At 30.6% G+C, this 13371-nt stretch carries 12 protein-coding genes; 1 reads left to right on the top strand and 11 read right to left on the bottom strand.

All coding sequences use genetic code 11. The features are described from left to right. Positions 1-2 precede the first annotated feature (2 nt). The 5 genes from RN605_RS13255 to RN605_RS13235 are packed head-to-tail and all read right to left on the bottom strand — an operon-like array spanning position 3 to position 4722. A complete protein-coding gene (locus RN605_RS13255; RefSeq protein WP_313325534.1) occupies positions 3-650 on the bottom strand; it encodes an acetyltransferase in 648 nt (215 codons plus the stop codon). Continuing rightward, positions 644-1720 (bottom strand): DegT/DnrJ/EryC1/StrS family aminotransferase, encoded by a 1077-nt coding sequence (locus RN605_RS13250; protein WP_313325533.1) that lies wholly within the window; start codon positions 1718-1720, stop codon positions 644-646. The genes RN605_RS13255 and RN605_RS13250 overlap by 7 nt, the downstream gene beginning before the upstream one ends. Continuing rightward, complete coding sequence (locus RN605_RS13245; RefSeq protein WP_313325532.1) at positions 1721-2494, bottom strand: FkbM family methyltransferase; 774 nt, start codon at positions 2492-2494, stop codon at positions 1721-1723. 3 nt (positions 2495-2497) lie between these two features. Further along, positions 2498-3760, bottom strand: a complete 1263-nt coding sequence (locus RN605_RS13240) for an ABC transporter ATP-binding protein (RefSeq protein WP_313325530.1) — start codon at positions 3758-3760, stop codon at positions 2498-2500. Between the two features lie 11 nt (positions 3761-3771). Further along, positions 3772-4722 (bottom strand): ABC transporter permease, encoded by a 951-nt coding sequence (locus RN605_RS13235; RefSeq protein WP_313325529.1) that lies wholly within the window; start codon positions 4720-4722, stop codon positions 3772-3774. Positions 4723-4786: 64 nt separating this feature from the next. Between RN605_RS13235 and RN605_RS13230 the strand changes: the two genes are divergently transcribed. Continuing rightward, entirely contained in the window at positions 4787-5524 is a 738-nt protein-coding gene (locus RN605_RS13230; protein ID WP_313325528.1) for a tyrosine-protein phosphatase, read from the top strand. Between the two features lie 7 nt (positions 5525-5531). Here RN605_RS13230 and RN605_RS13225 read toward each other — a convergent pair whose 3' ends face one another. The 6 genes from RN605_RS13225 to RN605_RS13200 all read right to left on the bottom strand — a co-directional run bounded on the left by RN605_RS13225 (position 5532) and on the right by RN605_RS13200 (position 13206). Beyond that, positions 5532-7940, bottom strand: coding sequence for a GumC family protein (locus RN605_RS13225; RefSeq protein WP_313325527.1), 2409 nt, complete (start codon positions 7938-7940; stop codon positions 5532-5534). Positions 7941-7947: 7 nt separating this feature from the next. Further along, positions 7948-8727: a polysaccharide biosynthesis/export family protein gene (locus RN605_RS13220; RefSeq protein WP_313325525.1), complete on the bottom strand. Its 780-nt coding sequence runs from the start codon at positions 8725-8727 to the stop codon at positions 7948-7950. 123 nt (positions 8728-8850) lie between these two features. Further along, a complete protein-coding gene (locus RN605_RS13215; RefSeq protein ID WP_313325523.1) occupies positions 8851-10803 on the bottom strand; it encodes a polysaccharide biosynthesis protein in 1953 nt (650 codons plus the stop codon). Between the two features lie 61 nt (positions 10804-10864). Then, positions 10865-12001, bottom strand: coding sequence for an aminotransferase class I/II-fold pyridoxal phosphate-dependent enzyme (locus RN605_RS13210; protein ID WP_313325522.1), 1137 nt, complete (start codon positions 11999-12001; stop codon positions 10865-10867). Further along, a complete protein-coding gene (locus RN605_RS13205; RefSeq protein WP_313325521.1) occupies positions 11994-12614 on the bottom strand; it encodes an acetyltransferase in 621 nt (206 codons plus the stop codon). The genes RN605_RS13210 and RN605_RS13205 overlap by 8 nt, the downstream gene beginning before the upstream one ends. Next, the gene (locus RN605_RS13200; RefSeq protein WP_313325518.1) at positions 12604-13206 is read right to left on the bottom strand and encodes a sugar transferase; all 603 of its coding nucleotides are present in this window, start codon (positions 13204-13206) and stop codon (positions 12604-12606) included. The genes RN605_RS13205 and RN605_RS13200 overlap by 11 nt, the downstream gene beginning before the upstream one ends. Between the last annotated feature and the right edge of the window lie 165 nt (positions 13207-13371).

The raw sequence follows: 13371 nt of genomic DNA, 5'->3' as shown, positions 1-13371 counted from the left end.
ACTTAAAATTCTAAAGGATTAAGCTTTTTAATTACTTTTGCTGGTACACCAACTACAACACAATTATCAGGTATATCTTTTGTAACAACAGAACCCGCCCCAATAGTTACGTTTATTCCAATTTTAATATCTGGTAAAATTGTTGCATTAGAGCCAATTTTAGAAAACGAGCCAATTTGACACCTACCCAGAATGGAAACAGCTGGAGATATTTCAACAAAATCTCCAATTACACAATCATGCGTAATTATAGAATTATAATATACTATACAACCTTTCCCTAAAATAGTACTGTTAGAAAAAACTGCAGCTGAAAGAATATTTGAACCTATTCCTATTTCTACTTCATATGACCCAATTATTGCCGTTGGTGAAATCGTTGAAGTATAAATTCCTCCTAAACTAGTAAATTTGTCGTATAATTTTTTTCTTAAAAAAGGATTACCAATTCCAATTGTAAATCTATTGTCTATACTTTTAAAATAATTTGTAGCTTCATCTGTAGAACTTAAAATAGGAAACTTACCAAATAATTTTTCAGGCATGCCGAAATTTACATCATCATAAAAAGCTAAATCATCCAGTTGATTTAAATGATGAACTATTTCTAATATTTCTTTAGCAAATCCTTTTGCTCCAATAATTAACATAAATTTTTATTTATTATATCACATATATTAATTAATTCATCTTTACTTAATCCAACATATAAAGGTAAACAAAGTATTCGAGATGCTATACTCTCAGAAACAGGCATTTGTTCTCCATTTATATATTTTATTGTATTCAACGAGGGATAAAAATATCTTCTGGGAATAATTTTTTCTTCAGTTAAAGCATTTTGAACTTTTAATAAAACAGACTCATCGTTAAAAATTACAGGATAATAACTATAATTCCATTTTGTGTTTTCTCTTAATTTTAAAAAATGAAGTTCATTGTTATTTAAATTATTATTGTAAAACTGGACTACTTTTTTTCTTTCTTCAATTATTGTCTCTATATAAGGAAAAACTGCTAATCCCATGGCAGCTTGAAGTTCAGAAATTTTACCATTAATACCTAAGCCAAAGAAATCTAATGGTCCGTTGTGTCCAAAATTATGACTGTAATACAATCGATGAAATAAATTAGCATCCTTTGAAAAAATCGCTCCTCCTTCTCCTGTATGAAACAACTTTGTAGCATGGAAACTACAAGTACTAACATCACCATAATTAAATATTGATTGTTCATTGTAGGTTACACCAAAAGCGTGTGCTGCATCATAAATAACTTTTAAATTGTATTTTTTTGCAATATTCTCTATAGCTCCAATATTACAAGGATTTCCAAAAACATGTGTTGCTAGAATTGCTGTAGTTTTGTCAGATATATTAGACTCAATTTTTGTTTCATCAATGGTTAGATATTCAGGATGAATGTCTACAAAAACAGGAGCACAATTTTCCCAAAAAATAGCAGCGCTCGTGGCTACGTACGAAAATGGAGTAGTTATAATTTCCCCTCCATTTCCCAACACTTTTAAAGCAATCTGTATTGGTATCGTACCATTATTCATCAATAAAATATTAGTACTATCGAGGTATTTTTTGATTTTTCCCTCTAGTTCTAAAACAAGTTCTCCTCTATTTGTCAACCATTTATTTTGCCAAATCCGTTCTAATTGCTTAGTATATTCTTCAATTGGAGGAAAAAAAGTTTTAGTTACTGTTATCATTTAGAAAGATATTTGATAGGAATCGATAATTCCATTTTTTTTAACAAAAGCTAACTCTACAAGCCATAGGACATTTAGTTCAAAAGGACGGTTTAAATCTGTAATTTCAAATAATCGATACCCATTTTCATCCATATAGTTAATTAATTTTAAAAAACTATTGTCGAAAGATTTATTTACTATTCCAGCTTCTACCATAAACATCTCTGTTTTTCCAAAAAAATCATTTGCTCCTTTTAAAACTTCAATATCTAATCCTTCCGCATCAATTTTAATAATATCAGGAATAGGTAAACCATTAGACTTTATTAACTCATTTAATGTAACAACCTGAACATCATATTGTTCAAAACCATTCTCAATTGCTTCTTTTTCTGAATAGCGAAAAGAACAACTATCATCTCTGTCTACAATAGTGAATTTAAAAGAACCATTTTCAGATCCTGCTCCTACAGGATGAAATGTTATTTTTGAATTAGAATCTAACAAATCTTGAAGAGAAGCTTTTAATCTTTCCTGTGGTTCAAGCAAAGTATATTGAGCATCAGGAAAATATGTTAACACTTCTCTAGTCCAAGTTCCATGGTTAGCTCCAATATCTACAATATGGTTTGGAAAAAAGCCCATGCTTTTTATGTTTGTAAATAAAGTTTGTAACAATAAATTCTTTCCATCAAGAATTTGATGAAAACTTAGAGTTTTTCTTTGGTAACCTAATTTATTAAAAATAGGTTTTGAAATTCTAAAATATAATTTTCTTGCTCTCTTTTTCATTTATTATTCAATTGTCCAATCAAAAATTGGTTTTATAAATCCTGGTTCTTTTCCCATCCAAGAACCAATTTCTCTTTGCCCTTCTTGTATATTAAATACCATTATATCTTTTTCTACAAATAATGTTGATTTTGAATTTTCAATCACATAAAAATTTAAATAATATGTTCCTATGTTAAGAAAACCCTTAGGAAATTTACACTTTATTTTATTCAAACCTTGTTTCAAATCTATACCTAAAGTTGAATGAGAAAAAGTAAACAATGACTCTCCAGATTCATTGTTTATTACAAAAGTTACATGAAGCTTACTCTTCACTTTTTTCAAGGTGAAATGTGTGTTTATTTCTATCTCCTGATATTCATCTAAAACTTCATCGGAATTCCCTCCTTTTGGGTTTAAAAAAATTTGATGTAATGTGAATTCTGGTTTATCATATTCATTTGAAAAAATCTTATGATTTTGAGATTCAGAATTACCACTCAAATAATAAGCTACTGCATTTTCTACATAATCATTTTTTGTAATCAATCCATTCTCTAAAACAATAGCTTTAGAACATAGACTTTTTACCGCCGCCATGTTATGACTAACAAATAAGACTGTTCTTCCTTGCCCTTTACTTACATCATTCATTTTTCCTAAACATTTCTTTTGAAAATCTGCATCGCCTACTGCAAGTACTTCATCTACAATCAAAATTTCGCTTTCTAAATGAGCCGCAACAGCAAAAGCCAAACGCACATACATTCCAGAGGAATATCTTTTTACAGGTGTATCAATATATCTTTCAACTCCGGAGAAAGCTACAATTTCATCAAACTTGCGAGTAATTTCATGTTTTCTCATGCCTAAAATAGCACCATTAAGATAAATATTTTCTCTACCTGTCATTTCAGGATGAAATCCTGTTCCAACTTCTAATAATGATGCTATGCGTCCTTTTGTGAATATTTGTCCAGAAGTAGGTTTAGTAACTTGACTTAAAATTTTTAATAATGTACTTTTACCAGCACCATTTCTTCCAATAATACCTACTGATTCACCTTGATTTATTTCAAAATTAATATCTTTCAATGACCATACATAATCACTAATTCCTTTAGTAGACCTATCATTTGATTCTCCTATTTTTAGAAAAGGATTTTCTTTTCCTTGAACATTAAACCACCAGCGTTTTAAATCATCTCTTAAAGTACCAGATCCAACTAATCCAAGTCGGTACTGCTTTGAAATATTTTCCGCTTTTATTACAACTCTACTCATTAATTTTTTTATTAAACGGTATCAATAAATGTCTTCTGTGTTTTATTAAAAATTAATATCCCAACAGCTACAATTGCTATTGAAAAAACAGCTGGAAATAACAATGATTCGATTGAAAACTTACCAATTCCCAAAAAGGCAAAACGCATGTAGTCAAATAAACTTACTAATGGATTTAAATCTACTATCCATTTATAATTATCAGGAATTGATGAACTTGGATAAATAACTGGTGTAACATACATAAACAACTGAACACCAAATGTTATTAATTGGTTTAAGTCTTTATATTTGGTTGTCATAGCAGTTAAAATTAAACCTATACCTAATGCAATTGCTGCCATCAAAAAAATAATTAAAGGCATCAGTATAATATAAAAATTAGGCTGTATTTTTCCTTGATAAAAAAAATAAAACACAAACCCAAGAAATAAAATAAATTGCACTCCAAATTTCATTAAATTTGAGATAACAACTGTCAACGGCATGATTAGTCTAGGAAAATACACTTTACCAAATATACTTGCATTTGTGTTGAAAACGCTAGAAACTGACATCAAACAACCTGAAAAATAGGTCCACAAAGTTATTCCTGCCAAATAAAAAATCATTTTTGGAGCGCCATCAGTTGATAATTGTGCAACCGTTCCAAATACTATTGTAAAAGTAATTGTTGTAAGCAATGGTTGGATAAAGAACCATAATGGTCCTAAAATTGTTTGTTTATAAACTGTAACAAAATCCCTTTTTACAAACAAAAACAATAAATCTCTGTAATTCCATACATCTTTAAAATTAATATCAAAAAGTGAAGTATGACCTTTGATTACTAAATCCCAATCTTTTGATTGGTTATTGAAATTTATTAAGTGCTTTTTTTTGATTACCATATAAAGTGTAATAACAGCAAATATATAAATAAGGCGCACTGTATAAAAGAAATAAATAGTTTTATTTGGCAATCTATTCTTTTTTAATTCTATTCCTTTTTTATTTTGTTAATTTTGTTTTCTAAAAATATATTCATTGATTCACTTTTTTAAACAAAAGCCTTATTTACAAGATTTTATTCCCGAAAATCATGTTGACATTCATTCCCATTTATTACCAAATATTGATGATGGTGCTAGAACAATTGAAGAAACAGAAACACTCCTTTTAGGCCTTGAAAAAATAGGAATTAAAAAATTCGTAACCACACCACATGTTATGGGTGAGATTTGGAAAAATAGTTCTGAAGATATTACAGAAAAAAAAGAGAATACACTTCAAAATTTATCAATAAATGGAATACGAAGTCGTTTTAAAGCTGCGGCTGAATACATGATTGATGCCGAATTTAATGAACTTTTTAAGAAAGAAAAATTGCTAACCGTAAAAGAAAATTACGTCTTAGTTGAGATATCCTATTTAAATCCTCCAATACAATTATTTGACATTTTATTTGAATTACAAGTCGCTGGTTATAAACCAATTTTGGCTCATCCTGAACGGTATAATTTTTATCACAACTCTATTGATAATTATAAAAAATTAAAAAATGCTGGATGCTATTTTCAAATGAACATGCTTTCTGCTAATGGATATTATGGAGAAAAAGTAGCAAAGTCTGCAGATGCTTTACTTAAAAATAATTTAATTGATTTTATTGGATCTGATGTACATCATACAAGACATTTGGATTTTCTAAATAAAAAAATTGTTCTGAAAAACTTTGACTATTTGCCACAAGTTTTTCAAAACAATTCTATTTTTGACTTTTAAGAAGTTACTATTTTCTTTTAAAAAGTGATAGTATTCTATCTAAAAATGTAGTTCGTTTTAATTCATCTTGTTCATAACCATAACCGTAACCATAGGCATAATTGTACTTGTAGCTATAACTGTATCCTTTGTAATTTGAACCTACATTATTAATTACATAGGCCATGTTTTTTAATTTCCCTTTTTCACTTAGTTGTAAAGAAAATTCAAGCACTTTTTTTGGCGTATAATCTGCTCTAACAACATATAATGTCGTTTCTACTAACTGTGAAATTACAAGTGTATCCGTTACTAAAAGTGTTGGTGCAGTATCGATAATAATGTAATCGTATTCATTTCTGGCTTCCTTAATCAATTTTTCAAGACGACCATTTGAAAGTAATTCTGCTGGATTCGGAGGAATTGCCCCAGATAAAATTACATTCAAATTCTTGTTATTTAGCTGATTCTTTTGAATCGTTGAATGCCAATCGACATCTGTATTATGTAGATAATCCTGTAATCCTAATGAAGTTTTATTGGTGTCTAAATAATTATGCAATTGAGGATTACGCATATCGGCGCCAATAAGCAATACTTTTTTGTCTAAGATTGAAAATGAAACCGATAAATTAAGTGCTGTGAATGTTTTTCCTTCTCCTTTAATGGTTGAAGTAACCATAATGGTTTGTCCTAACGGTTCACTTTGTAAAGGGAAAACATATGTTAAATTTGTTCTTAAAATTCTAAATGATTCACCTAATAAAGTTCTATCATTACTACTGGTAATTTTTACATCAGCATCAATATGCGGGATTTCTGAAAGTATAATTTTATTTTTGGTTAACTTTAAAATATCTTCTTTAGTGTGTAATTTGTCATCTAATAAAAAGAGAACGTATAAAATCAAAAAAGGTATTGCTAAACCAATAATTAAAGCACCAATATAGAAAGTGCCTTTTTTTGGAGCAATTGGGCTATTATCTGTTAAGGCATAATCAATAACCTTTATCGAAGAAGATGTGATTGCTAAATTAACTGCTGCTTCTTCTCTTTTTTGCAATAAAAGAATGTACAAAGACTCTTTAATGCTTCTTTGACGTTCAATTGAATTTAATATTTTCTCATTATTAGGTATGTTACTAAATTTATTAGTAGTGGTTTTTTTGTTAAGGTTGTTTTGTGACAAAGAAACTTGTAACTCTCTTTGATATGCTTTTATTGATTCTAGAATATTTTTTTGAAGTTCCAACAATTTATTGTTCAAAAATTTAATTCTTGGATTATTTTCGCCTGCACTTACTAACATTCTATCTCTCTCTAAAACGACAATATTAAATTCTGAAAGTAATCCATTTACATTTGAATTCATTACTCCTATATTCGTAGGTAACAGCCCTAGACTTTTATCTGATTTAACCGTTTGTTCTAAAATTTTTGAAAGCTCAATCTGGGTTTCTGTTTGGAACACATCGTTTTTAGCGCCAATTACTCCTGAAGAAGCTGTTGCTGCGTCATTTTCAATAAACGTTAATTCGTTTTCACGTTTATAGCTCGCTTTATTGGTTTCAATAGAATCTAGTTCTCGCTCTAAAGATTTAAATCTATTATTAACAAAGTCAATAGTTCTCTCGGAAACTAATCTTCTATCATTTAATCCATCAATATCATATTGCTTTATCACTTCATTCAAAACTGCTTCCGATTTATCACTATTGTTGGCGGCAATTGAAAGTGTTAATATATCTGTTCCTTCATTGGTATTTGCAATTTTTAATTTGTTGGATAAACCTATTACCGATGATTCTATCGAGCTGTGTTGTATCAGGTATTTTTTATCTATAAGATTATTTAGATTTGTTCCTATCTGTAGTATTGCTTTAAAAGGTATACCGTTAACAATTTGTTGTTCATTGAACTTATAAACTTTATCACTTTCTCTTTCATTTGTGTTTGTGATTTTAAAACCTCCTTTTACTATTTCTATTTCAAAAGAAAAAGACTTTGCATCAAAATCAACCGAGGAATTCAACCATTCCATTTTAAATGGTTTGTTTTTCCACAACTCAATTTTGTTTAAATATCCTACTGTGTAATATTGTGTATTCAGGTCTAAATTTTTTACCACTTGTTCTAAAAGTTTGTATGATTTCAAAACCCCTATTTCATTCTCTAAATTCACCCTTGATCTAGAAAAGTATGATCCTGCATTAGGTATAACAAAGTTACTTTTTGAATCATCTATAATTTTGATATTGGCTCTAGATTCATAAATTGATAGCGTATGGTCTAAATAATTTTTTGTTATGAAAAAACAGACTAAAACCGATAAAACAAACCAATACCAATATCTTAAGTACTTGAAAATTTGTTCAATTATATTGGTTTCGTTATGTGCTTCTTGATATTCTTTAGTATCTAATTGAAAGTTCTCCATCAAAATATTATTTTAACAACAAGTATAATGTTAATGCAAATGATACAATTCCTAAAGTGGTTCCAATACTATTTAAATAGCCTGAAGTCATTATTTTTGGCCCATTAGGTTTTACGATGATAATGTCATTTTGTTTCACGTAATAATACGGACTAGTAAACCAATCAGAAGATGTTAAATCGATGTTCACATAAGTCCTAATCCCGTTAACTTCTCTTATTACTAATACTTCTTTTCTAACTCCATTTATGGTCAAATCACCTGCAAGACCGATGGCTTGATTTAAAGTAAGATTTTGTTCATCGTAATTGTATGTTCCTGGCGCTTTTACCTCACCTAATACTGTAACTTTACTATTAATAACCCTAACACTAACTGTAGGTTCTTTAATGAAGCCACCATCATTTAGCATTTTGGCTATTAACACTTGAGCTTCTGTAGTACTCTTTCCTGCTAAATTAATGGTTCCTAATATTGGGAAAACTATATTTCCTTCTTGTGACACTAAATATCCCTGAATTCTATAAGATTCCATGTTGATATTTCCGTTTGAGCTGTATGCTTGTATATTAAAAGGTTCTGCAGACTCAGGAATCAATGCTGAAACTTTAATAAACAGAATATCATTTATCTGAATTGTACTGGACAAATAATTAATATAATCATTACCGTTTAATTTAATATCTTGGTAATAAAGAATGTCTTTCTTATTGGCACAAGAAGCAAAAAAAAGTATAATTAATAGAAAAACTGAATTCTTTAAGTTCTTAAGTTGTAAAACTTTCATAAGTGACAATTAAGTAATTTATTTTTTAATTCTAAATTTAAAGCCTGCAAAGCTACAATTTGATTTTTAATTTATTCCAAAAAAACATAACTAAACTAAGTTCTACCTGCTTCAATTACTCTACTATTGTTGAATATCTAAAACCTGAAAATCAGAATTCATACTTTTGTATTCGGGAACAATGTTTTTCATTAATGCCACTAAATCATTATTTGATACATTATTGGCATTTTCAATCAATTCTTGAATGTGTTTTGAAACTTCTTCAAAATTAGGAATTGTATCCTGGGCGATCATGATTTGTGTATTGTGTGTTGGTAATGTTTTTGTAGAGTCGTTTAGCAACTCTTCATATAGTTTTTCTCCTGGTCTTAATCCTATAACTTTTATTTGTATATCCTTATCAGGAATGTATCCTGCTAAACGAATCATTTTTTTGGCTAAGTCGATTATTTTTACTGGCTCACCCATATCAAAAATAAATATTTCTCCTCCTTTACCCATTGCACCTGCCTCCAACACTAACTGACAAGCTTCGGGTATGGTCATAAAATAACGAATGATTTCGGGATGCGTGATTGTCAAAGGTCCACCTTCCTGTATTTGTTTCTCAAACAATGGTACTATTGAACCGTTTGACCCTAAAACATTACCAAATCTAGTAGTTATGTACTTTGTACTTATCTTATTGTTTCCAAAAGCTAAATGTTGGTTTAAAGACTGCACGTAAATCTCAGCAATTCGTTTGCTTGCTCCCATTACACTACTAGGATTTACCGCTTTGTCAGTTGAAATTAATACAAATTTTTCTGCTTTAAATTTTCTAGCCAAATCTGCTACATTTTTAGTTCCCATCACATTTGTAAAAACTGCCTGCGCAGGATTTTCCTCCATCAAAGGAACGTGTTTGTAAGCAGCAGCATGATATACAAAATCGGGTCTGTACTTTTCAAATATTTTTTCTATTATAACTTTGTCTTTTATATCTGCAATAATGGTTCTTACCTTTATAGTCTTAGCTTTCGACTCAATTTCCAATTTCAATGAATTCAACGCTGATTCTGCCTGGTCTAAAATTATAATCTCTTCGGGTAAAAAATTAATAAGCTGGCGTACTATTTCGCTTCCTATTGAACCTGCTCCACCACTAATCAGTACTACTTTGTTTTTTATCTGGGACGAAATCGTTTTGTTGTCTAATACAATTGGTTTACGATGTAGTAAATCCTCGATATCAAAACTCTTAATCTGATTGGAAATTTGTTTATTGTCTTCCCAATCTGTAATTAATGGAACTGTGTATACTTTAAAGTTGTATTCTAAACACTCTTCCACTAATGCAATTGTTTCTTCTTTGGATAAACTTTTCTCTGCAATAATAAGTGCTTCAGCATGCAACGAACGCATGATGACATGAACATTTTTGGATTGATTTACAATTGGTAGGTTTAGTATACTTTTTGAGGTTTTTGCTTGTTGGTATTTGTCAATAAAGGCAATAAGATTAAATCTTGCTGGACTTTCTGTTTTTAATGCATTGGCTACGGAAATAGCATTAGCATCAGCACCGTAAATCACCGCCTTTATTAAGTTTTTTTGGTCACCAACTCTCAAATATTTCTCAAAAATATTTTTTACTAAAATACGGAACAAAAACAGCAATAAAAATGAGATTACAAAAGTCAGGAACAAAGCTGTTGAAAGGAATACTTTTTTATTTGAAAAATTTTGAACTGTATAATTAAAAAAAACAAGAAATATAAAAGAAGTTGATGTAGCAGTAAGCAATTTTACTCCATCAATAAATGTTGAGTGTCTAATGATTCCCGCATAGGTTCTAAAATAATAGAAACAAACTGCATTGACTATTACTACTCCTGAATATCTGTAAACGAAGGGAACAACTGGGTTGAATTTTACATTCAGACTATTAATTATGACATGCGTTACTATGCAAGCTACAGCCACTATAAAAACATCGATAACGAATATAATCCATCTTGGCAAGTAGCCAATATTGCTGTACTTTCTGTTTATTATTATCTCTTTTAATTCTTTAAAAATAGAATTCCCCATACTTCAATCCAATTGGAACAAATTTAGATTAATTTGATTTAAAATTTTTCTATTTTCTGTATTATTTAAAAAAATTATTTATCACCTTACTAATCCTTTCTTTATCCTCATTCGTTAGATTGGAACCTGAAGGCAAGCATAAACCTCTTGTAAATAAAGATTTCGCTGTGTTATTTCCATAATATGGATGGTCTTTGAAAACGGGTTGCAGGTGCATTGGTTTCCACAATGGTCGCGACTCAATCTGTTCATTTTCTAAGGTTACTCTTAAGCGTTCTCTTCTTGTTTCTGTAGTTTCGTTTTTGAAGAGTATGCAACTTAACCAATGGTTTGAGTAAAAATTGGAATTGGGTTCCTTAAAAACATTTATTTCTTCTATGTTTTGAAAAAGTTCTTGATAAAAAGTATGCATGCTTCTTCTTAATACAATGTGCTTGTCTAAGACTTCCATTTGACCTCTACCAATACCGGCTGAGATGTTGCTTAATCTGTAATTGTATCCAATTTCAGAATGCTGGTAATGTGGTGCTTGATCTCTTGCCTGTGTTGCCAGAAATACTGCTTTTTCTTTTATTTCTTTGGATTTGGCAACTAGTGCGCCTCCTCCAGAAGTCGTTATTATTTTATTTCCATTGAATGACAGTATGCCTATACTTCCAAAAGTACCACAATGCTTTCTTTTAAATGTACTACCTAGTGCTTCTGCGCTGTCTTCTAAAACTGGTATTTCGTATTGGTTTGCTATTTTTAAAACTTCGTCTATTTTACAAGGCATACCATATAAATGTACTGCTATGATTGCTTTTGGCTTTTTTCCTTTAGCAATTCTATCTAAAATTGCTTCTTCTAAAGCTACCGGACAAATGTTCCAAGTTTCTGATTCGCTATCCACAAATACTGGAGTTGCCCCTAAATAGACAATCGGATTTGCGGAAGCCGAAAAAGTAAAACTTTGACAAATTACTTCGTCACCTGCTTTAACTCCCAATAAAACTAATCCCAAATGAATTGCTGCAGTACCTGAACTTAAAGCAGCCACATGTGTTGATTCCCCTATGTATCTTTCTAAATCCTGTTCGAAACCCGTTACATTAGGTCCTAAAGGTGCTACCCAATTGGTATCAAATGCTTCCTGTACGTATTTTTGTTCGGTTCCACCCATGTGTGGTGAAGAAAGCCATATTTTTGAATTAGTCATTTTCTTGCTTGTATTTTATTATTTTTCCTGGGTTCCCTACTACCACTGCATAATCGGGAATGTCATTGATTATCACAGCACCCGCTCCAATCGTTACCCACTTTCCTATTTTAATTCCTTGTATTACTGAAGTACCAATTCCTACTTGAGTTCCTTCTCCTACTGATACATTACCTGCTAGAGCTACTCCAGGACAAATGTGCACAAAATCTTCAATATTTGCATCATGTTCAATGGTTGCATTTGTGTTTATTATGCAATGCTTCCCAATGTTTGCTTCCGGATTAATGACTGCACCAGCCATTACTACAGTTCCTTCTTCAATTGTAGCAAAAGGTGATACTGTAGCCGAAGGATGTATCGCAGTTGCAAAATCTGTTTTTAACATTTGACTCAGCCTCTTTCTCACTTTATTATTTCCAATACTAATGATTGTGTTTCCCAATGAATCTTCCTTAGCATCCTTTGTTTTTGTTACAAGGTGACCTAATAAAAGTTCTACTTTTGGGCTGTCGTCTATAATTGCTTTTATGTTGAAATCACAAGCCATTACTAGGTCGACTATTACTTTGCCGTGACCACTGGCACCATAAAGTGTAATGTTATTTTCCATTAAAAGGTTCTATAGTGGCTTCATTTGCCGAATTAATACCGTCACTTTTTAATACTTTGAGCACTGTTTTGAACAAAATCTTAAGGTCTACCCAAAATGAACAATGTTCTACATACCATACATCGTATTCGAATTTCTTATCCCAAGAAATTGCATTTCTGCCGTTAACCTGTGCCCAGCCTGTTATGCCTGGTTTTACTTCATGTCTTCGCTTTTGAAAATCATCGTACAGGTGCAGGTAATTGGTTAAAAGAGGTCTTGGTCCTACAATGCTCATCTCTCCCTTTAAGACATTGAATAGTTGTGGTAATTCGTCAATGGATGTTTTTCTGACCAGTTTTCCGATAGTCGTTAATCGCTGTGCATCGGGTAATAGATTGCCTTGACTGTCTTTCTTATCGTTCATGGTTTTGAACTTCATTATTTTGAATATTACCTCATCCTTTCCTGGACGCAGCTGGAAAAAGAATGGTTTCCCATTATTTGCAATTCCTAAAAATATTATAGTCAATAAAATCACAGGTGACAGCACTAAAAGTCCCATCAAAGCCACCGTAACATCGATTACTGGTTTCACCCAAGATTTGTACATTCTTTTTTTGACAAAAATAACTTTTATTTTTAAAGTAATTCAATTCTAAAATCAGAATCCTATTTCCCACAATTTACGCATTTGCTAAAATATTGGGTTTTGGATTTCAATCATCTTGATTCTTTCTATTTGACATAATGCATTTTTTCATACACTCTTCATATA

The sequence above is a fragment of the Flavobacterium sp. PMTSA4 genome, from assembly GCF_032098525.1.
Lineage (GTDB): Bacteria > Bacteroidota > Bacteroidia > Flavobacteriales > Flavobacteriaceae > Flavobacterium > Flavobacterium capsici.
The sequence above is the reverse complement of the archived record's forward strand: the minus strand, read 5'-3'. Positions and strand labels throughout refer to the sequence as shown.

Bases quoted from the DNA above. Each gene is read 5' to 3' on its own strand.
- RN605_RS13255 (WP_313325534.1), bottom strand. From the start codon at position 650: ATGTTAATTATTGGAGCAAAAGGATTTGCTAAAGAAATATTAGAAATA.
- RN605_RS13250 (WP_313325533.1), bottom strand. From the start codon at position 1,720: ATGATAACAGTAACTAAAACTTTTTTTCCTCCAATTGAAGAATATACT.
- RN605_RS13245 (WP_313325532.1), bottom strand. From the start codon at position 2,494: ATGAAAAAGAGAGCAAGAAAATTATATTTTAGAATTTCAAAACCTATT.
- RN605_RS13240 (WP_313325530.1), bottom strand. From the start codon at position 3,760: ATGAGTAGAGTTGTAATAAAAGCGGAAAATATTTCAAAGCAGTACCGA.
- RN605_RS13225 (WP_313325527.1), bottom strand. From the start codon at position 7,940: ATGGAGAACTTTCAATTAGATACTAAAGAATATCAAGAAGCACATAAC.
- RN605_RS13220 (WP_313325525.1), bottom strand. From the start codon at position 8,727: ATGAAAGTTTTACAACTTAAGAACTTAAAGAATTCAGTTTTTCTATTA.
- RN605_RS13215 (WP_313325523.1), bottom strand. From the start codon at position 10,803: ATGGGGAATTCTATTTTTAAAGAATTAAAAGAGATAATAATAAACAGA.
- RN605_RS13210 (WP_313325522.1), bottom strand. From the start codon at position 12,001: ATGACTAATTCAAAAATATGGCTTTCTTCACCACACATGGGTGGAACC.
- RN605_RS13205 (WP_313325521.1), bottom strand. From the start codon at position 12,614: ATGGAAAATAACATTACACTTTATGGTGCCAGTGGTCACGGCAAAGTA.
- RN605_RS13200 (WP_313325518.1), bottom strand. From the start codon at position 13,206: ATGTACAAATCTTGGGTGAAACCAGTAATCGATGTTACGGTGGCTTTG.